This is a genomic window from Yersinia hibernica (genome assembly GCF_004124235.1).
Classification (GTDB): domain Bacteria; phylum Pseudomonadota; class Gammaproteobacteria; order Enterobacterales; family Enterobacteriaceae; genus Yersinia; species Yersinia hibernica.
This window is the reverse complement of sequence record NZ_CP032487.1, coordinates 974,026-996,301: the sequence shown is the minus strand read 5'-3', so window position 1 is coordinate 996,301 and position 22,276 is coordinate 974,026. Positions and strand designations below refer to the sequence as shown.

Here is a 22,276-nt window from a genome sequence, read left to right as displayed (position 1 = left end):
TGAAATGTCCCGGCCAACTGGCCGGGACATTGCTTTTAAGCCCTAAATCCTTCCTCTTCCCCCCGCTGCACCCGAATAATCCCCGGTGCGGCGGTGAGTTGCAGTTGTTCAGCGTTGGTGATGCCGGACTCGGTGAGCCAGTCGCCGCCGATAATAATTTATATATTCTCTGGCGCGTTATTTTATTTACTGATGTGTATTCTTGCATTGTTTTGCATAATTAATACTGAATCGCCACGGGTTTAACAGACACCTCAGAGTCATTTAAGATGGCTTAAAGAGAGGTGCCCATGAGCGGTAAGCGTTATCCCGAAGAGTTTAAAATTGAAGCAGTCAAACAGGTTGTTGATCGTGGTCATTCTGTTTCCAGCGTTGCAATACGTCTCGATATCACCACCCACAGCCTTTACGCCTGGATAAAGAAGTACGGTCCGGATTCTTCCACTAATAAAGAACAGTCAGATGCTCAGGCCGAGATCCGCCGTCTCCAGAAAGAGCTGAAGCGGGTTACCGACGAACGGGACATATTAAAAAAAGCCGCGGCGTACTTCGCAAAGCTGTCCGACTGAGGTACGCCTTTATCCGTGACAACACCTTTTGCTGGCCTGTTCGCCTGCTCTGTCGGGTGCTGGATGTTCATCCCAGTGGCTTTTACGCCTGGCTTCAGCAGCCGCATTCACAACGTCATCAGGCAGACCTGAGACTGACAGGACAGATAAAACAGTTCTGGCTGGAATCGGGATGCGTCTATGGTTATCGCAAGATCCATCTGGATCTGCGGGACTGCGGGACTGCGGGACTGCGGGCAACAGTGCGGAGTCAACAGAGTCTGGCGACTGATGAAACGTGTCGGGATAAAGGCTCAGGTCGGATACCGGAGCCCGCGGGCACGTAAAGGCGAGGCCAGTATCGTGTCGCCCAACAGGCTCCAGCGGCAGTTCAATCCGGATGCTCCGGATGAGCGTTGGGTAACGGACATAACCTACATTAGGACCCACGAAGGCTGGCTGTATCTTGCCGTGGTTGTTGATCTGTTCTCACGCAAAATTATCGGCTGGTCCATGCAATCCCGGATGACAAAGGACATTGTCCTGAACGCACTGCTGATGGCTGTATGGCGGCGTAATCCCCAAAAACAGGTGCTGGTTCACTCGGATCAGGGCAGTCAGTACACAAGCCATGAGTGGCAGTCGTTCCTGAAATCACACGGCCTGGAGGGCAGTATGAGCCGTCGCGGTAACTGCCACGATAATGCGGTTGCAGAAAGCTTTTTCCAATTATTGAAACGCGAGCGGATAAAGAAAAAGATCTACGGAACGCGGGAAGAAGCCCGCAGCGATATTTTTGATTACATCGAAATGTTTTATAACAGTAAGCGTCGGCATGGTTCTAGCGATCAGATGTCACCGACAGAATATGAAAACCAGTATTATCAACGGCTCGGAAGTGTCTAGATTATCAGTGGCGATTCAATTGCCTCAAAACTATGTAAATAAAGTACAAGCTGCGGCTAATGGGTGGAAGCCAGGAAAGGCATTAAATAATACGAATCCTGGAGGTCAGTTGGGGGGCGATATCTTTGAAAACTCGACTAACTTACTGCCTTCTGCACCAGGAAGAGTGTGGCAAGAAGCGGATATAGGATTAAATAATACTATATCGAGAAGCAATCAACCAGGAACAAGGCTATTGTATTCAAATGATGGTTTGCTATATATCACGACAGATCACTATGAAACCGCGACTTCAATAGGCAAATGGAAGTGAGTATGAATGAAGTAATTTTAGATGGGGCGAGCGTAGAAACTGAGCCTGACTTCCATAAGGTTATGTCCACGTTATTAGATTTTGGCCCTTATTATGGGAAGAATCTTGATGCTCTCAGGGATCGTCTAAGTAATGACGTAGAAAGGCCAGTAACGATAGTTTGGCTAAACTCTGAGCAATCAAAAAGATGTCTTGGTGAATGCTTTGATAAAATTGTTCAAATCTTCGAACAAACAAAACAACAAGATATTCTATTTAACTGGGATGAGAAGTTTGACTATATTTTGAAATAACGAAAATCCCGCCCATAGTTGGTGGGATTTTTTTGCTCCGCAACTCTAGCAGAAATAAGTTAATCCTTCCCGGCAGGCTATTTAACGATAGCCTGCTTCTCACCTCAAAATCCCCAAATCCCCACACCCCATGCAAAACCAACTTTTTGCTGATTAACATTTAAAATCAGTGTATTAGGGTAAGCATCCGGTGACCTCATATTGACATGCCCTATGAGGTCGGCTTCAGCTTTCCTCGGGAAGCGCTCGTCAGGTGGTGAAGTTCTGAGTAAGGTGTTTTGCGCCTGTGACGCAGGAACGGAGTCAGTTGTGTAAGGGCTCTGAAGCTAGGTGAGACGCTGCTTGCCGCTATTTACGTTGTCAGGTGCGCAAGTCCTTAGTGCGGACATCGGGCTCTCTGTCAGGAGTCTCTCTCCCCGAAGGTGAACCCCTGCATAGGTAGCAACGCATCCAGATTATCTTCCGGCCATCCCGGTAACCGTTGCAGAACATCCGTCAGCCAGGCATGCGGCTCAAGACCGTTCATCTTGGGCGTTTCCAGCAGACTCATGATTCTGGCTGCGCGCTCACCCGCTGCAAACGAACCTGCGAAGAGCCAGTTTGAACGCCCCATCACCACCGGCCTGATGGCCCTCTCGCAGCGATTGTTGTCCAGTGGCAACCCGCCATCCTTCAGGAACCGGCTGAGCGTGGCCCGTCGTTTCAGCGTGTAGGCGATCGCTTTAACCAAAGTAGCCAAACCCACAGCATCGAGCAAAAAAGTAGCGGCCTGACGCTGGCCCTGTCTGGCGCAGTCGGCAGCGCACTGAACACCGCGGTGACCACCGCCAAAGATGCCAGTGAAGAAAGTAATGGTCGCTTGGCTGCACAGTAATTATGACTCGGTGCAGGAGCAGACCGGTATCTTCGCAGGCAAAGGTGGCTTTGATATCACCGTTGGTGAACATACCCAGTTGGATGGTGCCGTGATTGCCAGCACCGCCGACAAGAGCAAAAACAGTCTGGATACCGGTACGCTGGGCTTCAGTAACATCGAAAACAAAGCTGATTTCAAGGCCGAGCATCAGGGCGGAAGCCTGAGCACCGGTGGCCCGGTGGGGTCTGACCTGCTGAGTAATCTGGGCGGCGTGGTGCTGTCGGGTCTGGGCAATGATGGTCATGCCGAGGGCACGACGCAAGCAGCCATCGCTGATGGCACTATCACTATTCGCGATACCGATAAACAGCAGCAGAATGTCGATGACCTGAGTCGCGATACCGACAACGCCAACGGCAGTATCGGCCCTATCTTTGATAAAGAGAAAGAGCAAAACCGGCTGCGGGAAGCGCAGCTTATTGGCGAGATTGGTGGTCAGGTCAGCGATATTGTTCGCACTCAGGGCAGAATAGCGGAAGAAAAAGCGCTGAAAGACCCAGAAGCTATTCAGGCGGCAAAAGAAGCGCTGGCTCAAAAAGGTATTCTGACGCCAACGGAAGAACAACTGACCAACCAGATACGCAATACCGCCATGGCGCCTTACGGTACTGGCAGTGCCCTGCAACAAGGCATTCAAGCAGCAACGGCAGCGATACAGGGGCTAGCGGGCGGTAACATGGCGCAGGCACTGGCGGGCGCTTCAGCACCGTATCTGGCAGAAGTGATTAAGAAAAGCACCGGCGATAATCAGGCCGCCAATGCCATGGCACACGCCGTGCTGGGTGCAGTCACTGCCTATGCCAGTGGTAACAGTGCATTGGCAGGCGCTGCGGGTGCGGCGACGGCAGAACTGATGGCACCGATTATCATCGCGGCAATGGGCTGGGACAAAAACACTCTCTCGGAAGACCAGAAACAGACGGTCAGTGCACTGGCAACACTGGCAGCAGGGCTGGCGGGTGGCTTGACCGGTGACAGCACCGCTGATACGGTTGCGGGTGCGCAGGCTGGGAAAAATGCGGTTGAGAATAATGCACTCCATGACATTATTGATAATAAAACCGCTGGTGTATCGCAGGAACAGAAATATCAAAATGCGCAGAAAGAGTTGGTTGCCGCAGTTGAAGAGTTCAAGGCGCAGAACTGCGCCGGGTTAAGTGCAGAGGCTTGTTCAGCGAAGATAAGTGAACATCGTGATGAATTGCTGAAGGGATTTGCTGAATTTGGAATAGACTTCGTTCCTATCATCGGCGATATCAAAAGCCTTGCGGAAGCCCAAAGTGCATTGGATTACCTTGTTGTCGCGATAAGTATTATACCAGGTGTTGGCGATGCCGCGGGCAAGGCGATTAAAGCAGCGGAATCGGCGCTGAAGAAAGGTGATGTTACAGAAGCATCTAAGCTGATTAACAAGGCCAGTGATGAGATCTCAGCGCAGCCAATCTGGAAAGGTTCAATTGTTCAGTCGAGAGTTAACCTCAGAGTTGGGGATGGTTCTACAGGCTCAGGATTGGAATATGCCTGGAAGAAACATGGTGGTGAGTGGGGAGCTAATAAATCACATTTTACTGTCACCCAAGATGAACTGAAGACGATATTGCAATCAGACACAGTTGTTAAAACGTCAGTACAATATTCGGTCGTGCCGCAGATTTAGTGGTAATGGTTAATTGTCAGATACCATCCGATGATCTTATCGTGCATTTCTTCTGATTTTGAGAAGCAGATAGTCTTGCGGGCTAACCGTTTGAGATGGGTTCGCAAGTTCAGATTATGTCGCTCTATCCTCTGGGTGTATTTCTTGCTGATAACATGACTGGTTGAGGACAATAAAGTGCGGTATACCGGCCAGGCATCGGTCATGTAGAAGGCAATGCTAAACTGGCTCAGCAAAACCAGAAGACGCTTTAATGTCAAAGCATTTCGCGGGCCAAATACATGGGCGATAACGCGCTTTCGGATGCGGTCATAGGCATAAAACAGCCAGCGTTGATTGCCTTTACAGCGGACATATGACCACTGCTCATCGGCTTCACAGCAGATAACCACCTCTGCGCTAGGCTCTACGTTTTGCGCTACCTGGTGCGGCGTAAGTTTTTTAGATGACGCAGAACGGTATTGAGGCTTATCCGTAGAACCCGTGCTGTATCGCGGCATCCGGAGCCGTTCATCGCCATATCAACGATGGCCTGATGGGTTTCGGGTTTAGCTCCGTTGTAGCGATAGCTGAGCTGGAAGGTCTTCAGGCATTGGTTACAGCGATAGAGCTGCGCCCCTGAGCCGGAGTGGCCGTTTCGGATAACCCCATGAGTTTCAGAACAGCGAGGACAAACCACATCAATCTTTGCCATCAATCATCCAAAGGGTAAAGAGTACACCAACACTAAGTTTGCGTCACGACCCAATATTCACCTTCGACAGGTAACTATATTCGTACTGTAGATATGGGGAAAAACATCGGGGTTGATGCTATGAGCAACGGTGCTCCAACGTCGATAATGACAGTCATCACTGACAAACAAGGTAATTTGATTAATACGTTCCCAGGTAAAACGGTGATTAGGTGACCATATGTTTATAGTATATTTATGGGATAAGGTTTTGGGCGAAAGTATTACCGCATTGGAAGACTTTCCAGGGAATGAAAACTTTTTAATTAGGAATGATCGCTGTAGATATCCTTTGCTATCTGAGCTATCTAATTGCGATATGGAGCTTTTTAGTGATGAGCAGCTTGGGGAGCTTCGCGAAGAGATTAGAAACCTAATGAAATATGAGTTATCAGGACAAGATGTTCAGGATTATTTATTATCTGTAATTGCATTAATCGACCAAGCTGATAGCGATAGTAAAAGTATTTTATTTTCACCATTTTAATGAATACCCCGGCCAAGTTGGTCGGGTTACTACTGCTACGCCCTAAATACCTCCATTTCCCTGCCGCTGCGACCAGATAACACCAAACGCAGCGGCCACTTTCAATACAACTGAAGACCCTCGAAAGACGCCAGACATCATTGCTGGCGTTAGTTTTTGTAAATAATGAGCGACTGTGATTCTCATCGAGAAAATAATCACGCAGAACAGTAAACCGTATCCGTTATTCAATAAATCCCAGTTTAAACTGCGCTTTACCTGCCAGCGACATCAATTCAGGGTTCTCTGGATAGGAGGCTAATAACGGGAAGAATACTGAACCGCCAATAATACTCCGGCTATTAGATCCTGCTGGTCGCAGCCCCCATATATTTTGATAGGTCATCGGTACATTCTGCCCGTTAATCACCGCGTTGCCGATATACAACATGATATGCCCCGGAATGTAGACCAGCGTGGTGAATGGCTTGCCATGTTCCATGAGATAACGGATCCGCGCGTTGGTATCCTCTTGACTGAGGTCAACGACTCTGGTCGCCGCCTGTATCTGACTTGCGGAGTTTCTGAGAAGAAATATACCGAAAGGCATCAGTAAGCTGCGTATTTCGGCAGAACAGTCGTTATAGAAATTATAATTTCCCCAACCATAGGGTCTGCCTTTCATCGACTTCATCAGCGTTGCAATATTACTGGGCGTCATTTTCCAAGGCATTGCAATGAACTCGCCTTCTTTCAGGCTGACCCACCGAATTTTTGCGCGGCCGTCAACGTCACGTACTGGTATTGCGGTCAGAAAAAGGTCCGACTGTTTATTACGAAATGGCAAGATAGTGCCAGGACGAGCCGTGAAATAATACTGCCCATTTTCATGGACGGAAACAGGCTCATTAATGAACGCGCCGAGGTTTCCTTTCGCCAGCGCCAACCATTCGGTGACAAACGGCTGATCTACTGTCGCGATATCTTCGCTGTGAACCCATCCAGTGACAGATGGGGATATGACGTATTTCCAGCTTCTGTCGCGACTATCTGCGATGACGTACACAGGGGTGCCAGTACGGATGGAGGACTCCTGTAAATTGTCAAATGGGTATCCCTGCCCAGCTTTGCGAGGGTCGTCATAAGCCGGATCGACAGTTGGGAGAATCCTGACCAGTGCCTCCTTGACGGTAATACCCCGAGCATAGGGGCGATAAATAGGGTCAATGTTGGTATTCGCGTTATCTCTTATCGCCTGTTTCCAGTCATCAGAATGGACCCTAAAGTTTTCTCCCCAAGAAACACTGCTTTTACTGAGGTACTTGTTAATGTTGGCATCTCGGATACTTTCAGCTTCATGACTCAGAATGGAACTGATGTGATGAGGATTCCAAGGCGATTGTTCATCTTGTCCCATGCCAAAATAGTGGGATTGTAGGGCAGAAAAATGCCGTTGCTGTGTGGCGGCATCGATGACTGGAACATGCATTTCAGGGCCAGGTGGGAGCCATTTATCGACAGACTGCGAATAATTCTCCAGAGGAAAAAGCGATTTGGTCGGGTCAATGTTTTCTGCTGATACAGACATTGTGTTGTGCACTTGCGATTGGAATGGAGGGGTGTGGCATGCCGATAACAGCAGAGGAATCATCAAATAAAGGGGCTTCACGCCGCCAGACAACTGAATTCTTTTCATACCGCCTCTCCGGTCATGATCTGTTCAGTCAGCCAGTAACGCAGCAATATCCGGTTTCGAATACATATATTTTCTATACGATCATCGTGCAGCTTTTCTGTCCATGCCTGTATTTTCATCTTCATCTCCGTGAAAGGTAAAATTCCTTTTTACTATTACCGATGATGTATGTGATGGATACAGAAAAGCCCCAGTGGTTAATTCCCGGTTTAAGAATAGGGACGCTTATAAGGATGAATAAGAAGGTCATCACATGACCTTCTTATTGTTATTGCGCCACCTAATAGCACCCAAAATATTTTTGAAGTTTGCTATTGAGTACTTCGCTTTACCCCAATGGCGTAAACATCGGCAATAATAACGAAAGTTTGATGACAATCGCGTTGGCTATATCCAAGAAGAATGCACCGACCATCGGGATAATAAGAAACGCGACATGTGAGGGACCGAAACGCTCGGTAATCGCCTGCATATTAGCAATAGCGGTAGGTGTCGCCCCTAAACCTAAACCACAATGCCCTGCAGAAAGCACTGCCGCATCGTAATTTTTACCCATCACCCGATAAGTCACAAATATGGCATACAGCGCCATCGTCAGCATCTGCACAATTAAAATCGCCAACATGGGCAATGCCAAAGAAGCCAACTCCCATAATTTTAGACTCATCAGTGCAATGGCGAGGAAAAGTGAAAGGCTGACGTTACCCACCACCGAAACCGCGCGATCGAATACCTGATAAAATCCAGTATAAAGAAGTAAGTTACTGAGAATAACCCCAATAAAGAGCACATACACGAATACCGGCAATGCGAAAATAGTCTCTGCCAACAATCCCGCAATATAGCGACCCGCCATCAAACAAATGGTAATCATGGCGATAGTTTCGACCAAGACCAATGCAGTAATCACTCGCCCAGACTGAGGTTTTTCGAACGTCGTCGGTTGCAAGCTATCTTCCGCCCTCCCCTCTGGCGTAGCAGAGTGCTTGATAAGATAAAGTGCGACTGGGCCAGCAATCAATCCGCCCAAGACTAAACCGAATGTTGCGCAGGCCATAGCAACTTCCGTTGCGTTACTTAAACCGTAATCATCGGCAAAAACAGCACTCCACGCCGCACCGGTTCCATGCCCTCCCGAAAGGGTGATGGTGCCGACCAGCAGCCCCATCAGCGGATCCAGTCCTAGCAAGGTCGCCATACCGATACCCACCATGTTTTGCAGCAACAATAGCCCTATCACGACGACAAAAAATCGAACCAAAACCTTACCGCCCGCCCGTAAACTGGCCAAATTTGCATTCAGCCCAATGGAGGCAAAAAACGTTAGCATTAATGGGTCACGCAGCGAGGTATCAAAGTTGGCTTCCCAACCTGTGGTCTGATGAATAAGCAAAAAGAGTAATGCGAGTAATAATCCCCCCGCAATGGGTTCGGGTATGGCGTATTTTTGCAAGATAGAAATGTGCTTGACGCATTGCCGTCCAAGCAATAACACCAGCGAAGCGATAACGAGCGTGCCATTGGCATCAAATTGAAACATATCGAAGCCTCACCTATTTAAAATAATGATCTGTTATTTGAGTTTTTGGATAGGTTTAACAAGTTGATATAGGAGGAATCATCGTGAGGCTCCTGAAATCCTAGGGATAGGAAACATATTCATGGCATAGCTTTATCAATAAACATTATCGCGTTTAAACGTGACTCATTAATAATAAGCGTCGAGTTATTACACTCGACGCTGACAAACAATTACTTTACAAGCAATTATTTCACAAACAATCATCTCACAAACAATCATCTCACAAACAATCATCTCACAAACAATTAGCTCACAAACTCAACCGCACCGCCATTGAGGTTGTACATAGCGCCAACGATTTTAATTTTCCCTTCTTTCTCTAATCCGCTAAGGATCTCACTTTGTTTGCGTATTTCATTGATGGTATGCAGCACATTACTTTTAGCGACAGCATCAACAAACTCAGCGTTTTTGCCGGTTCTTTCACCGCTAAATTCAGTCTTAGCAATAGCAGGTTTAATTTGGTTCAACAGCCCAGTCAAATGACCAAGCTCTACACCATCGATAGCCCCACGTACTGCGCCACACGCAGTATGCCCCATCACCAGTACAACTTTTGCTCCCGCCGCGGCACAGGCAAACTCCATGCTACCGAGTAAATCGTTATTGGAAACATTACCGGCAACGCGGGCATTAAATGTTTCACCAATCCCAGTATCAAAAATAATCTCAGCCGGTGCACGTGAATCAATACAACTTAAAATGACTGCAGCCGGAAATTGACCTTCAGCACTGGCACGTTTTTGCGCCAAATAGTCATGTTGTTGAATCTTGCCACTTCTAAAACGAACGTTACCTTCCTTCATTCCGGCAATAATTTGATCCGGCGTGAGTTTATCGCGTTCCTCACGCGTTAATGCTGCCGCATAAGATATCCCAGGCACGGCTAAAGTTAACCCGCTGGCGATACCCAGTACAGACATGCCGACTGCACCTTTTAATAAGGCACGACGTTGTTTGGAATGTTTGCTATCTGTTTGACTGATTGGGGATTCTGACATTCTTATCTCCTCAAATATTATTTTTGATACATCTTTGTGTAGTCACTATAGCGAATAATGAAAAGTGACTATGAAAAGTAGTCGATTATTAAGTAACGCTTATTATTTTCAGATGTTTCTTGTCTATATTAATGAGAGATCCCGCGTGTGCGGCCTGGATAAAATTCACAGAATCAGGATGTTGTGGTTGAGATTATAGTTGATAGTTTTCTTATTATTTATTCTACAAAGTCTCGGGAAAGGCAAGATTAATCTTGTTAATAGGAGGGAAGTAAACGCTAACTACATAATAATATTAATTAAAATATCCCAGCCGCAATATCTCGCATAAAAATATTTGTGATAAATATCATTTTAATTAATCTGGTCAAGCTCTGTTTTCAATTAGTGTTTCGACATCTTTTTATTGTTCTTGATTAATTGACACAATATTCCACTATGATTGTATGGTTATACCTCGTCTACACGATTTTCTTTTATCCAAAACAGAAAAAGGCGCCTTTTATCTGATACTACTGTCATCTTCGTGGCATCAGGCCGTTACACCTAACACCACAATATTGTTGATAAAACTGGGTCACGTATTCAATGTGTAGATAGGGTCATTGCAGGTAATGCTCACGCTCAATGAACGTGCCGATTATCTTGTCATGCATTTCTGCCGATTTTGAGTACCCAAGCGTTTTGCGATTCAGTCGTTTTAACCGGTTACGAAGATTCAGGTTTTTGCGTTCAATCCGCTGGGTGTAAAGCTTACCTGTGATGTCTTTTGTAGCCGGTAACATCTCATAAGCACTGAAGTTGTCTGTACACCAGAAGGCGACTCTGAAGCCCGACAGTAAACCCAGTAATTTGCACTGCGTCATTTTGCTCCTGCGCCCAAAAGCATGAGCAACAATACGTTTGAGACGAGGCTCCCATGCATACCACAGCCAACGCTGACGCTTTTTATTGCCAACAAACGACCACATTTCATCAACTTCACAGATAAGCTGAATTTGCAGGTTATCCAGAGGAAGCGTGGTTACAACTCTCGGCGAGAGTTTTTTAGTGTGCGCACAACGGCATTAATGCTGATATGTAAAGCTCGGGCAGTGTCTCGAATACCGGCATTGTTCATTGCAAGGTCGACAATTTGTGATTTCATGCCGGGTTGGCAGGCGCGATAAGCATAATCGAGCTGGAAAGTACGGCAGCACGACTGGCACCGATAGCGCTGAAGTTTGGCCTTACCCAGGCCATGCTTTTTAACAGATTCGATTTGCTCACAAAACGGGCATTTTACGTCAACTTTAGCCATCAGATGCACACTTCAAAAAGAGTGATTCTACCGCATGATCAACACATTGAATACTTGACCGGGTAGTTAAATGCCTTCTATATTGCTCAAAGATCTCTTTTATCATTAGTTCTGAAGCATGTGTTTCTCGTTTGACTTTATTTGGATTGCGCTTCGTCTGTTTCATCTGTTGAACATAACGACGGGCCTCATCGCGGGCTTGTGCGATGTTATCAAAGTCGCTAACGCTTCCAAGGGTAGCTCTAATCACTTGCATACCAGAATCCGAGTCAGAAACCCTTCTCTGGATATAATACACCTTCTTGTTGGTTGAAACCTTTATACCAAATCCGACTGGCGCGTCACGATGAGCATCTGTGATAAAGTACGGTTTACGGTCTTCGTTAAGTTCAAAGATCAATTGGCCGTCAGGTAAGATCCTCGGCTTATAATCAATAGATAATGTCTTAGCCACAAGCTGTTGATTTAGATTGATTTTCATATGATTTGTATACCAGTTCTTTTTTTGTTCAGCAGCAAGAGTAGCTGATATACATATAGTATACATTTTTTCGCAGTGAGTGTGTTTATGTATACTAAAACACACTCACTCCAGAGTTTTCTAAAATGGAAAAACACAGTAAAATCAACGACAAAAATGTTATAATTAAAGGCACGGAAAATCACACGCCGATGATGCAGCAGTATCTTCGGCTCAAAGCCCAACACCCTGAAATCCTCCTGTTTTATCGGATGGGAGATTTCTATGAGCTGTTCTACGATGATGCCAAACGCGCATCACAGTTACTGGATATCTCACTGACGAAACGCGGTGCTTCTGCCGGTGAACCGATTCCGATGGCCGGGGTTCCCTATCATTCGATAGAAAACTATCTGGCAAAACTGGTTCAATTGGGTGAGTCAGCAGCTATCTGCGAACAAATCGGTGATCCTGCCACCAGTAAAGGGCCTGTTGAGCGCAAAGTGGTGCGCATTGTCACCCCTGGCACGGTGAGCGATGAGGCTTTGCTGCAAGAACGGCAGGATAATCTGCTGGCAGCTATTTGGCAGGATGCTCGTGGGTTTGGTTATGCAACACTGGATATCAGTTCAGGGCGCTTTAGGGTTGCAGAACCCGCAGACCTTGAAACCATGGCGGCCGAGCTGCAACGAACCAATCCAGCAGAGTTACTTTATCCAGAAAACTTCGAGCAAATGTCGTTAATCGAACCGCGACATGGCTTACGCCGCCGCCCATTATGGGAGTTTGAGCTGGAAACCGCCAAGCAGCAGCTCAATCTGCAATTCGGCACTCGAGATTTAATCGGTTTTGGTGTTGAACATGCGCATCAGGCACTGCGGGCTGCCGGCTGCTTGCTGCAATATGTCAAAGATACCCAACGAACTTCACTGCCCCATATCCGTGGCTTGACCATGGAGCGCCAGCAAGACGGCATTGTTATGGATGCCGCGACCCGTCGGAATCTCGAACTGACCCAAAACTTGTCAGGGGGGACGGAGAACACACTGGCTGCGATTCTTGATTGCAGTGTGACCGCGATGGGCAGCCGCATGCTAAAACGCTGGCTACATGCCCCCATTCGTGACCTTAAAATGTTGACTGATCGCCAGCAAGCCATTGGTGGTCTGCAAGATATTACGGCTGAACTGCAAACGCCGTTGCGCCAGGTCGGGGATTTAGAACGTATTCTGGCACGCCTGGCTCTGCGGACGGCTCGCCCAAGAGATCTGGCAAGAATGCGCCATGCTTTTCAACAATTGCCAGAGATTCACCGCTTATTGCAACCGGTGAATGTTCCCCATGTGCAAAATTTATGCTCACAAGTCGGCCAGTTTGATGAGTTACAAGACCTACTGGAACGCGCCATCGTCGAAACTCCGCCAGTATTAGTGCGTGATGGCGGCGTCATCGCCCCAGGATATAATGCAGAATTAGACGAATGGCGGGCACTGGCTGACGGCGCAACCGATTATCTTGATCGTTTGGAAATTCGTGAACGCGAAAAGTTGGGGCTGGATACACTAAAAGTCGGTTTTAATGGTGTCCATGGCTATTACATCCAAGTTAGCCGTGGCCAAAGCCATCTGGTACCTATTCATTATGTCCGCCGACAAACCCTAAAAAATGCCGAGCGTTATATTATTCCAGAACTGAAAGAGTATGAAGATAAGGTTCTGACGTCTAAGGGAAAAGCGCTGGCGATTGAAAAAGGGCTGTACGAAGAAATTTTCGATTTACTGTTACCGCATCTCTCTGCATTGCAAATCAGTGCCAATGCGCTGGCTGAACTCGATGTGTTGGCGAACTTGGCCGAAAGAGCAGAAACACTTAACTATAACTGCCCTGTTCTGAGTGACAAAGCGGGGATAAAAATTACCGGTGGTCGTCATCCGGTGGTGGAGCAGGTGCTCAGCGAGCCATTTATTTCTAACCCGCTGACATTATCACCTCAGCGGCGCATGCTTATCATTACTGGCCCCAATATGGGCGGTAAAAGCACTTATATGCGCCAAACGGCATTGATCGTCTTACTGGCTCATATGGGAAGTTATGTTCCTGCGGATCAAGCCACTATCGGGCCGGTTGATCGTATTTTCACCCGAGTCGGTGCTGCTGATGATTTAGCATCAGGTCGTTCCACCTTTATGGTCGAAATGACTGAAACTGCTAATATTTTGCATAATGCTACCGAGCAAAGTTTGGTGTTAATGGATGAAATTGGTCGCGGCACCTCAACTTATGATGGTTTATCATTGGCTTGGGCCTGCGCTGAAAATCTGGCCAGCCGTATCAAAGCCATGACGCTATTTGCAACCCACTACTTTGAGCTAACAACCCTACCGGAAAAAATGGAGGGTGTGGTTAATGTTCACCTTGATGCACTGGAACATGGCGAAACCATCGCCTTTATGCACAGTGTACAAGATGGCGCGGCCAGTAAAAGTTATGGTCTGGCGGTAGCCGCTCTGGCCGGTGTACCGCGGGAAGTGATTAAGCGCGCGCGGCAAAAGCTGAAAGAGCTGGAATCTTTGTCTAATAATGCCGCGGCAAGCAAGATTGATGGCTCGCAACTGACATTGCTCAATGAAGAAGTATCACCTGCAGTCGAAGCCTTAGAAGCGCTGGATCCAGACTCACTGTCACCACGCCAGGCACTGGAGTGGATTTATCGCCTGAAGAATATGGTGTAACCGGACAAAAACCATTAGCCACTGACAATTTTAGGCATAAAAAAACGGTGAACATTAGTTCACCGTTTTTTTGTTTTCAGACAATATTTATTCGCGGAACAATGCTTCAATACTCAGGCCCTGAGCTTGCAGAATTTCCCGCAAACGACGCAGACCTTCAACCTGAATCTGGCGAACACGTTCACGTGTTAAACCAATCTCGCGGCCCACATCTTCCAACGTTGCTGCTTCATATCCTAACAGACCAAATCGACGGGCCAGAACTTCACGCTGTTTAGCATTCAATTCGAACAACCATTTCACGATACTTTGCTTCATATCGTCATCTTGCGTGGTGTCTTCTGGGCCGTTTTCATTTTCGTCAGACAGAATATCTAGCAGGGCTTTCTCTGAATCGCCGCCTAAAGGTGTATCAACAGAAGTGATACGTTCGTTAAGGCGTAACATACGGCTCACGTCATCGACCGGTTTGTCGAGTTGCTCAGCAATCTCTTCCGCACTCGGTTCATGATCCAATTTATGAGAAAGTTCTCGTGCCGTACGCAAATAAACGTTTAATTCTTTGACGATATGGATAGGCAGACGAATAGTACGGGTTTGGTTCATTATCGCCCGTTCAATGGTCTGGCGTATCCACCAAGTGGCATAAGTGGAGAAACGAAAACCGCGTTCAGGGTCAAACTTTTCCACTGCGCGGATCAGACCAAGGTTACCCTCTTCAATCAAATCCAGCAGCGCTAAACCGCGATTACTGTAACGGCGGGCAATCTTCACTACCAGCCGCAAGTTACTTTCAATCATACGCCGACGTGAAGGCACATCTCCGCGCAATGCACGCCGGGCAAAATAAACCTCTTCTTCCGCGGTCAGCAACGGCGAATAACCAATCTCACCAAGATAGAGCTGCGTCGCGTCCAGCACTCGCTGGGTAACGCCTTGCGCCAACAGCTCATCTTCTGCTAACTCGCTTTCAGTAGGCTCATTTTCTACTAATGCTTTTTCGTCGAAAATTTCAGTTTCCGTACTGTTTTCATCAAAATCAGCATCTTCATGCAACTCGTTAACTTTCAGCGTATTTTGGCTCATATGCTGCTCCTACCCGTGAATCCGGCGAACAGAATACAGCGTATTCTGCCCAATCTATCGCTGCGGAAGGTAACGCAGCGGGTTTACGGATTTCCCCTTGTAACGAATTTCAAAGTGCAATCTTACTGAACTGGTTCCGGTGCTACCCATGGTGGCTATTTTTTGACCCGCCTTCACTTCTTCTTGTTCCCGGACCAGCATTGTATCGTTGTGAGCATAGGCGCTCAGGTAATCATCATTGTGTTTGATGATGATAAGATTACCGTAACCACGCAGTGCGTTCCCGGCATACACAACTCGCCCATTTGCTGTGGCGAAGATGGGTTGCCCGCGAGAACCGGCGATATCAATCCCTTTGTTGCCCCCTTCGGAAGCAGAGAAACTATCGATCGTTTTACCTTCAGTTGGCCATTTCCAGCTACTGACTGGGCCACCATTACTGGTAGGGTCACTGATAGGGCTGCTTGGCGCGGTAACAGGTGCGGTTGTCGCAGCAACTGCCCCTGCCGATGGCAACATTTTGCCAACATTCTGTTTACCCGAGTTTTCAGAATACCCGCTAGTTGATTGAGAATCAACCGTTGTAGTTGTGTTCTGAATATTTGCAGGCGGTTTTGTTATTCCACCTGATGTGGCGTCCGTCGCGGCTAACATTCCGCCGCCAGAACCATTGCCCAACTGAATAGATTGCCCCACATTCAGGCTATAAGGCTCGGCAATATTATTTTTTGCCGCCAGATCACGGAAGTCATTCCCCGTTATCCAGGCAATATAAAACAGTGTGTCACCACGTTTAACGGTATAAGTATTACCGCTGTAGCTTCCTTTGGGAATATTGTCGTAACTACGGTTATAAACGATGCGCTCACCCGAACTATTGGTGTCCGAGCCGCTCAGCATCGTGCCTGAACGATCGCCACCAACACTGCTGATTGGTGCTGATGTGGTATTATCATTACTACAACCAACCAACCATAAACTCATAACCGTACATGCCGCAACCCGGCGTAATGTAATCATTGGGCTTCCCGTGCTCATGCTTCCCCCATGACAGCAATATTAAGCGATATATCCAATATAGATGCGCGCATGCTATCAATAGCGCCCCAGCCATGCCATACAATTATGTTACTGATTTTTGTCTCATCTTTAGCACAAGAAAACTGCACTTCGACTTTAGTCAACGATTAAGACTGAATATACCCCAAATAATTCGAGTTGCAGGAGGGCGGCGATTGAATAAACCCCCTAGCGCTTACACGAGTAAGTGACTGGGGTGAACGCAAGCAGCCAACACTGATGCAGCTTGAAATATGCCGGGTATCAAGGTATTTATTTACGCCAATTCCCCTTTAACCAGAGGAACAAAACGCACCGCTTCCACCGTTTCAACCTGGAACTCATGATTTCGGCGCTGCACATATTTCAAGGTCTGGGCCTGTTCCCCTACCGGCAGCACCAATATCCCCCCCTCATCCAATTGCTCAAGTAAAGCATGCGGTATTTCTGGTGGAGCAGCCGTCACAATGATCGCATCAAATGGCCCGCGCGATGCCCAACCTAACCAGCCATCACCATGGCGGGTGGAGACATTATGCAGGTCCAGCTGCTTCAGGCGGCGTTTTGCCTGCCACTGTAGCCCTTTGATTCGTTCGACTGAGCATACATGTTCGACCAAATGCGCCAAAATAGCAGTCTGATATCCTGACCCAGTGCCTATCTCTAATACGCGCGAAGTGGGTGTCAATTGCAGCAACTCGGTCATTCGTGCCACCATATAAGGCTGAGAAATAGTTTGCCCGGAACCTATCGGCAATGCAGTGTTCTCATACGCCTTATGCGCCAATGCCTCATCAACAAAACGCTCGCGCGGCACCGCTTCGATAGCTTGTAACAAGCGCTCGTCCTGGATACCTTGCTGACGTAACTGCATCAACAATGTTTGCATGCGTTTATTTACCATTCCCCGTCAACCTCATGTTGATTGCTGGCTAACCAGTTTTCAACTACGTCTTGAGCCCCATAGGCCGTTAAATCAACCTGCAATGGCGTGATCGACACATAACCTTGCTCAACCGCCGCAAAATCAGTGTCCTCCGCCACATCAAATTTTTCTCCTGGAGGGCCAATCCAATAGAGATCTTGCCCTCGAGGGTCTTGCTGACAAAATACCTGCTCTGCGGGATGGCGGCTACCACAACGTGTTACCCGAATCCCTTTAATTTCAGATAAAGGTAAATCAGGTACATTAATATTCAGTATCTTGCCCGTGCGCAACGGTTTATGTTGTAAAGCGCGCAGTATACGGCAAGTAACGGCGGCGGCGGTCGCATAATGTTGATGCCCATTGAGTGAAACCGCCAAAGCCGGGTAACCCAAATGCCGCCCTTCCATGGCCGCCGCCACCGTGCCGGAGTAGATAACATCATCACCCAGATTAGGGCCAGCATTGATGCCAGACACCACAATGTCTGGCCGAGGGCGCATTAGGGCATTAACCCCCAGATAAACGCAATCTGTCGGGGTTCCTTGCTGTACGGCAATATCGCCATTAGATAAGGTGGTAATGCGCAAAGCACTGTCAAGCGTCAATGCATTAGAGGAGCCACTACGATTACGATCCGGTGCCACAATGTGCACCAGTGCAAACTCCCGTAATGCGGCAGCGAGCGTCTGTATGCCCGGCGCAGTGATTCCATCATCGTTACTCAGCAATATCCGCAGCATCAGCATTATCCTGATTTATGATTTCGCGCACGACACTGGTGGCAAAACTGCCCGCAGGTAACCAGAAGCTGAGTTCTAAAGTGACCTCATCCCACCAGTTCCACTGCATATTTTGCGGTTTGAGTAAGATAGCCCGGCGCGCACCCTCGACACGTTCGCGTTTAATCAGTGCCAGTAGTTCAGATTGATCTGCCAGACACGCCAGTTCGAAAGCCAATGCCTCAGCCTGAGTTCCCAGTTCACCATCACCCGGCAACGGAGCCGTCACATTCAATTCACCGGCATCAAGGCGCTGCTGTAACGCGACTAACTCATCAGACTCAGCGACAAACCAGCTCCCACGGCCAGATAGCTGCAATGCATCACCTGCCAGTACCGTCGTCGCCAGCTGTTGAGCTAAACGGCAGCTGCTAATCAGATTGAACATGGCACTGCGACTGGCGGACAAGTAAAAGCTGCGTTTGCTACGCTCTTTAACTCGAATTTCATTATTCGCCCACAAACGCGCTTGCACCAGATTATTGCCACCACGGCCAAATCGCTGGCTACCAAAATAATTAGGTACGCCGTGAGTGGCTATCTGCTGCAGTCGCTGATCTACGTCCTGACTGTCCGTAATATGGCGTAATACCAAGGTAAAAGCATTGCCCTTCAATGAACCAATACGCAGTTTTCTTTTTTGGCGCACGGACTCGAGGACTTCACAGCCCTCTAACGCGAAAGTGGCAAGATCTGGCGCTTCTTTACCGGGTAAATGTAAGCAGAACCACTGTTCGGTGACCGCGTGGCGATCTTTCAAGCCCGCGTAGCTCACCAGCCGCGGGTGAATTTTGGCGAAACGCGCCAGATAATCTGCAACAAATTGGGTGTTGCAGCCATTTTTGCGGATACGAACCAAGAGATGCTCGCCTTCACCGTCCGGCTCAAATCCCAAGTCTTCGACCACCACAAAGTCTTCCGGATTGGCTTTTAAAATGCCACTCGCCTTAGGTTTGCCGTGCAGCCAGGTTAGATTGTCCATATCCATCAGTTATGCCTTAAATCTGTTCAACTTTAATTAATAGCGCTACGGCTTCACATGCAATACCCTCACCGCGGCCAGTGAAACCGAGCTGTTCAGTCGTCGTGGCTTTTACGTTGATATCATCCATATGACATTGTAGGTCTTCTGCCAAATGAACGCGCATTTGTGGAATATGGGGGGCCATTTTAGGCGCTTGGGCGATAATTGTGATGTCCAGGTTCCCAAGCCGATAGCCTTTTGCCAGAATGCGGCGATATGCTTCACGCAATAATGCGCGGCTATCCGCACCTTTGAATGCTGGGTCTGTATCGGGGAATAGCTTGCCGATATCACCCAGTGCCGCGGCCCCCAGTAATGCATCGGTGGCAGCATGCAATGCAACATCGCCATCTGAGTGTGCCAACAAGCCCTTTTCGTGAGGGATGCGCACCCCACCAATAATCAGTGGGCCACTGCCATTTTCACCAAATTTATGCACATCGAAACCATGACCAATTCGCATTAATTACACTCCAATGAATTTGGGGGTTGCCGTTGGGTTAAATAAAACTCTGCCAGCGCCAAATCCTCTGGGCGCGTCACTTTAATATTATCCGAACGCCCGGAAACCAGCATCGGATGATAGCCGCAATGCTCTAATGCAGAAGCTTCATCAGTGACCACCGCGCCGTCTTGTAGGGCACGGGATAAACACATTTTTAATAACTCAAGTGGAAAAAGTTGAGGAGTCAAAGCATGCCACAGCGCTTGGCGATCCACAGTATGAGCAATGGCTTGAATACCCGCCTCGCTGCGCTTCATGGTGTCACGAACCGGTGCAGCCAGAATGCCACCGACCTTGCTATGTGCGGTAATCGCCAACAATCTTTCAAGGTCATCCGGGTGCAAACAGGGGCGCGCGGCATCATGCACCAATGCCCATTCGGCCTGCCCGGCATGCTGTAAACCCGCCATCACAGAATCAGCTCGCTCATCTCCGCCGTGAACCACTCTGATGCGGGGATCTTGGGCGATGGATAACTGAGAGAATTGCGTGTCCTGCGGATGTATCACCACGATAATCCGCTGAATTCGTGGGTGACTCAGCAAAGAAAAAACAGCATGTTCGATGATGGTCTTGCCCCCCGCAATTAAATACTGTTTAGGGCAATCAGCCTGCATTCGGCTGCCAATACCCGCCGCCGGCAATACGGCGACGATTTCAGGAAGGGAAACTGCGAAATTACTCATTATTTATTGTTGCGCGTTATTTGGCGTCGAAGGGATACTCGCATTGCGTCTGGATTGGTCAGGAACCAGACGGTAGAAACTTTCGCCGGGTTTAATCATACCCAGCTCGTTACGTGCGCGCTCTTCGATAGCCTCTTGACCACCGTTTAAATCATCGATTTCAGCAAATAGCTGGTCGTTTCGAGCTTTAAGTTTGCCGTTATTGACCTCTTGGAGCGCCACGTCATCCTTAACCCGAACAAAATCATGAACACCATTCTTGCCCAACCACAATGAATACTGTAGCCAGCCAAGTAAAATCAGCAATAGTAGCGTAAGTTTTCCCATTTCCGCCCCCTGAAAAACTGCCTAATCATCCCACAACTTTTCGTCGGACTCCACTCTGTGACGGAAATAGCCCACAAGATACAGGTCAAGGACGATTTCCGGCAAAAATACCACGTAAATCGACAAAATGTCATTAAATGCTAATTTCTCGCACACTTTCTCCCCACGATATGGCTGATGAATAACCCGGCGACATCACCTAGAGGTAAACACTAGAAAAATTGTTTTTATCATTAGCTTATGCCCCCCATCAACAGTAATTTGCATATTTAATATCGCCATAAATAAATAACCCATATCGCAGTTGAGTTTACATATATAAAAGTTTATTTTTATGCACTTAAACTGCATAAATAAAAAATCATGCTTTCACTCACTTTTAACTTTTAGCCGGGAGATTTACATGTTTACACGTTTAATGTTGGTCGGAACTTGCTTGGCCGCGGTGTTATCTGCGGGCACAGTTATTGCCGCCGAGCCGACTTATGTCGTTGGTTCCGGTGGTACTTATCGCCCATTCGAGTATGAAAACAGCCAAAAACAACTGGAAGGTTTTGATATCGATATCATTAAAGCTATCGGTAAAGCCGAAGGTTTTCAGGTCAAATTGGTCAATACGCCGTGGGAAGGTATTTTTGCCACACTAGGTTCAGGTGACCGCGACATCATTATTTCTGGCATCACCATTACCGATAAACGTAAACAAATGGTTGATTTTTCTGACCCTTACTTCCCGGCAGAGCAAACTATCGTGGTTCCTAAAGGCTCGAAAGTGGATTCCATTGCGGCCTTGAAAGACTTGAATGTCGGTGTGGTGAATTCCAGCACTGGGGATATCGTGGTATCCGAGGTTCTGGGCAAAAATAGCACCGCAATCAAGCGCTTTGATAACACGCCATTAATGCTGCAAGAGTTATATGAAGATGGTATAGCCGCCGCGGTCGGGGATGTGGGGGTGGCCAAATTCTATCTAAAAAACCATCCAGAGAAAGCCTTTGCGCTGGTTGCTGATGATAAGTTTGAGCGCCAATATTTCGGCATCGCCGTCGCGAAAGGTAATGAAGAATTACGTAGTAAAATCAACAGCGGCCTGCAAAAAATTGTGGCCGACGGCACTTACGCCAAAATCTATGAAAAATGGTTTGATGCTCAGGTGCCAACACTGCCAGCCAAATAAATTTTTTTAATACACTTTAGAGCCAAAGTCATGGGCGTTACCGCCTAGCGGCCAATAAATAACGCCCGGTTCACTGACTCTTTTCAGTAATCCGGGCTTGGC

The 22,276-nt window shown here is 47.7% G+C and carries 20 protein-coding genes and 2 pseudogenes; 7 read left to right on the top strand and 15 right to left on the bottom strand.

Going from position 1 to position 22,276, the window contains the following annotated elements; all coding sequences use genetic code 11:
* The first annotated feature begins 290 nt into the window (after positions 1-290).
* From D5F51_RS04765 to D5F51_RS04755, 3 genes and pseudogenes are all read left to right on the top strand, one after another.
* Positions 291-1,454: pseudogene (locus tag D5F51_RS04765) on the top strand (IS3 family transposase).
* A complete protein-coding gene (locus tag D5F51_RS04760) occupies positions 1,417-1,767 on the top strand; it encodes a ribonuclease domain-containing protein (protein WP_245994888.1) in 351 nt (116 codons plus the stop codon). The pseudogene D5F51_RS04765 and the gene D5F51_RS04760 overlap by 38 nt, the downstream one beginning before the upstream one ends.
* A gap of 2 nt (positions 1,768-1,769) precedes the next feature.
* Positions 1,770-2,060, top strand: coding sequence for a barstar family protein (locus D5F51_RS04755; RefSeq protein ID WP_129195750.1), 291 nt, complete (start codon positions 1,770-1,772; stop codon positions 2,058-2,060).
* A 400-nt stretch (positions 2,061-2,460) separates the two neighbouring features.
* Here D5F51_RS04755 and D5F51_RS04750 read toward each other — a convergent pair.
* Positions 2,461-2,790 (bottom strand): annotated as a pseudogene (locus D5F51_RS04750) (IS66 family transposase); the annotation flags it as partial.
* 109 nt (positions 2,791-2,899) lie between these two features.
* Between D5F51_RS04750 and D5F51_RS22865 the strand changes: the two are divergent.
* Entirely contained in the window at positions 2,900-4,633 is a 1,734-nt protein-coding gene (locus tag D5F51_RS22865; protein ID WP_281279623.1) for a VENN motif pre-toxin domain-containing protein, read from the top strand.
* Here the strand turns inward: D5F51_RS22865 and D5F51_RS04740 are convergent.
* Positions 4,630-5,327 (bottom strand): IS1 family transposase gene (locus tag D5F51_RS04740; RefSeq protein ID WP_100273935.1). Its coding sequence is split into 2 segments (ribosomal slippage): positions 4,630-5,069 and positions 5,069-5,327, totalling 699 coding nucleotides; the frame shifts between segments, so codons are not numbered across the junction. The genes D5F51_RS22865 and D5F51_RS04740 overlap by 4 nt on opposite strands.
* A gap of 220 nt (positions 5,328-5,547) precedes the next feature.
* On the opposite strand from D5F51_RS04740, the gene D5F51_RS04730 reads away from it, so the two are divergent.
* The gene (locus D5F51_RS04730) at positions 5,548-5,853 is read left to right on the top strand and encodes a hypothetical protein (RefSeq protein WP_049605169.1); all 306 of its coding nucleotides are present in this window, start codon (positions 5,548-5,550) and stop codon (positions 5,851-5,853) included.
* 223 nt (positions 5,854-6,076) lie between these two features.
* On the opposite strand, the gene D5F51_RS04725 is transcribed toward D5F51_RS04730, so the two are convergent.
* The 5 genes from D5F51_RS04725 to D5F51_RS04705 form a co-directional block, all read right to left on the bottom strand.
* Positions 6,077-7,528 (bottom strand): SH3 domain-containing C40 family peptidase, encoded by a 1,452-nt coding sequence (locus D5F51_RS04725; RefSeq protein WP_245994886.1) that lies wholly within the window; start codon positions 7,526-7,528, stop codon positions 6,077-6,079.
* 328 nt (positions 7,529-7,856) lie between these two features.
* Complete coding sequence (gltS, locus tag D5F51_RS04720) at positions 7,857-9,068, bottom strand: sodium/glutamate symporter (RefSeq protein WP_129195749.1); 1,212 nt, start codon at positions 9,066-9,068, stop codon at positions 7,857-7,859.
* Positions 9,069-9,355: 287 nt separating this feature from the next.
* On the bottom strand, positions 9,356-10,111 hold the full coding sequence (locus tag D5F51_RS04715) for a carbonic anhydrase (protein WP_129195748.1): 756 nt from the start codon (positions 10,109-10,111) through the stop codon (positions 9,356-9,358).
* A 602-nt stretch (positions 10,112-10,713) separates the two neighbouring features.
* A protein-coding gene (locus D5F51_RS04710; RefSeq protein ID WP_129195747.1) for an IS1 family transposase occupies positions 10,714-11,411 on the bottom strand; the annotation gives its coding sequence in 2 pieces (ribosomal slippage) (positions 10,714-11,162 and positions 11,162-11,411; 699 coding nt in all).
* On the bottom strand, positions 11,404-11,892 hold the full coding sequence (locus tag D5F51_RS04705; protein ID WP_129195746.1) for an integrase arm-type DNA-binding domain-containing protein: 489 nt from the start codon (positions 11,890-11,892) through the stop codon (positions 11,404-11,406). The genes D5F51_RS04710 and D5F51_RS04705 overlap by 8 nt, the downstream gene beginning before the upstream one ends.
* A gap of 125 nt (positions 11,893-12,017) precedes the next feature.
* Between D5F51_RS04705 and mutS the strand changes: the two genes are divergently transcribed.
* Complete coding sequence (gene mutS, locus D5F51_RS04700; protein WP_129195745.1) at positions 12,018-14,603, top strand: DNA mismatch repair protein MutS; 2,586 nt, start codon at positions 12,018-12,020, stop codon at positions 14,601-14,603.
* An 87-nt stretch (positions 14,604-14,690) separates the two neighbouring features.
* On the opposite strand, the gene rpoS is transcribed toward mutS, so the two are convergent.
* The 8 genes from rpoS to ftsB form a co-directional block, all read right to left on the bottom strand.
* Positions 14,691-15,689 (bottom strand): RNA polymerase sigma factor RpoS, encoded by a 999-nt coding sequence (gene rpoS, locus D5F51_RS04695; RefSeq protein WP_025379426.1) that lies wholly within the window; start codon positions 15,687-15,689, stop codon positions 14,691-14,693.
* A 54-nt stretch (positions 15,690-15,743) separates the two neighbouring features.
* Positions 15,744-16,709: a murein hydrolase activator NlpD gene (gene nlpD / locus D5F51_RS04690; RefSeq protein WP_025379427.1), complete on the bottom strand. Its 966-nt coding sequence runs from the start codon at positions 16,707-16,709 to the stop codon at positions 15,744-15,746.
* A gap of 316 nt (positions 16,710-17,025) precedes the next feature.
* Positions 17,026-17,652, bottom strand: coding sequence for a protein-L-isoaspartate(D-aspartate) O-methyltransferase (locus tag D5F51_RS04685; RefSeq protein ID WP_025379428.1), 627 nt, complete (start codon positions 17,650-17,652; stop codon positions 17,026-17,028).
* The gene (gene surE, locus D5F51_RS04680; protein ID WP_025379429.1) at positions 17,646-18,416 is read right to left on the bottom strand and encodes a 5'/3'-nucleotidase SurE; all 771 of its coding nucleotides are present in this window, start codon (positions 18,414-18,416) and stop codon (positions 17,646-17,648) included. Before surE ends, D5F51_RS04685 begins: the two co-directional genes overlap by 7 nt.
* Positions 18,394-19,443, bottom strand: a complete 1,050-nt coding sequence (gene truD / locus D5F51_RS04675; RefSeq protein WP_129195744.1) for a tRNA pseudouridine(13) synthase TruD — start codon at positions 19,441-19,443, stop codon at positions 18,394-18,396. The genes surE and truD overlap by 23 nt, the downstream gene beginning before the upstream one ends.
* Before the next feature lie 10 nt (positions 19,444-19,453).
* Positions 19,454-19,942, bottom strand: coding sequence for a 2-C-methyl-D-erythritol 2,4-cyclodiphosphate synthase (ispF, locus tag D5F51_RS04670; protein WP_025379431.1), 489 nt, complete (start codon positions 19,940-19,942; stop codon positions 19,454-19,456).
* On the bottom strand, positions 19,942-20,670 hold the full coding sequence (gene ispD, locus D5F51_RS04665) for a 2-C-methyl-D-erythritol 4-phosphate cytidylyltransferase (protein WP_025379432.1): 729 nt from the start codon (positions 20,668-20,670) through the stop codon (positions 19,942-19,944). Before ispD ends, ispF begins: the two co-directional genes overlap by 1 nt.
* 3 nt (positions 20,671-20,673) lie before the next feature.
* On the bottom strand, positions 20,674-20,997 hold the full coding sequence (gene ftsB / locus D5F51_RS04660; RefSeq protein ID WP_025379433.1) for a cell division protein FtsB: 324 nt from the start codon (positions 20,995-20,997) through the stop codon (positions 20,674-20,676).
* A 403-nt stretch (positions 20,998-21,400) separates the two neighbouring features.
* Between ftsB and D5F51_RS04655 the strand changes: the two genes are divergently transcribed.
* Complete coding sequence (locus D5F51_RS04655) at positions 21,401-22,174, top strand: basic amino acid ABC transporter substrate-binding protein (RefSeq protein WP_129195743.1); 774 nt, start codon at positions 21,401-21,403, stop codon at positions 22,172-22,174.
* Positions 22,175-22,276: the final 102 nt, after the last annotated feature.

Coding starts and splice junctions, on each gene's coding strand:
- mutS (WP_129195745.1), top strand. CDS start 12,018: ATGGAAAAACACAGTAAAATCAACGACAAAAATGTTATAATTAAAGGC.
- D5F51_RS04705 (WP_129195746.1), bottom strand. CDS start 11,892: ATGAAAATCAATCTAAATCAACAGCTTGTGGCTAAGACATTATCTATT.
- rpoS (WP_025379426.1), bottom strand. CDS start 15,689: ATGAGCCAAAATACGCTGAAAGTTAACGAGTTGCATGAAGATGCTGAT.
- nlpD (WP_025379427.1), bottom strand. CDS start 16,709: ATGATTACATTACGCCGGGTTGCGGCATGTACGGTTATGAGTTTATGG.
- D5F51_RS04725 (WP_245994886.1), bottom strand. CDS start 7,528: ATGAAAAGAATTCAGTTGTCTGGCGGCGTGAAGCCCCTTTATTTGATG.
- gltS (WP_129195749.1), bottom strand. CDS start 9,068: ATGTTTCAATTTGATGCCAATGGCACGCTCGTTATCGCTTCGCTGGTG.
- D5F51_RS04715 (WP_129195748.1), bottom strand. CDS start 10,111: ATGTCAGAATCCCCAATCAGTCAAACAGATAGCAAACATTCCAAACAA.
- D5F51_RS04755 (WP_129195750.1), top strand. CDS start 1,770: ATGAATGAAGTAATTTTAGATGGGGCGAGCGTAGAAACTGAGCCTGAC.
- surE (WP_025379429.1), bottom strand. CDS start 18,416: ATGCTGCGGATATTGCTGAGTAACGATGATGGAATCACTGCGCCGGGC.
- ftsB (WP_025379433.1), bottom strand. CDS start 20,997: ATGGGAAAACTTACGCTACTATTGCTGATTTTACTTGGCTGGCTACAG.
- ispF (WP_025379431.1), bottom strand. CDS start 19,942: ATGCGAATTGGTCATGGTTTCGATGTGCATAAATTTGGTGAAAATGGC.
- D5F51_RS04760 (WP_245994888.1), top strand. CDS start 1,417: ATGAAAACCAGTATTATCAACGGCTCGGAAGTGTCTAGATTATCAGTG.
- ispD (WP_025379432.1), bottom strand. CDS start 20,670: ATGAGTAATTTCGCAGTTTCCCTTCCTGAAATCGTCGCCGTATTGCCG.
- truD (WP_129195744.1), bottom strand. CDS start 19,443: ATGGATATGGACAATCTAACCTGGCTGCACGGCAAACCTAAGGCGAGT.
- D5F51_RS04655 (WP_129195743.1), top strand. CDS start 21,401: ATGTTTACACGTTTAATGTTGGTCGGAACTTGCTTGGCCGCGGTGTTA.
- D5F51_RS04685 (WP_025379428.1), bottom strand. CDS start 17,652: ATGGTAAATAAACGCATGCAAACATTGTTGATGCAGTTACGTCAGCAA.
- D5F51_RS04730 (WP_049605169.1), top strand. CDS start 5,548: ATGTTTATAGTATATTTATGGGATAAGGTTTTGGGCGAAAGTATTACC.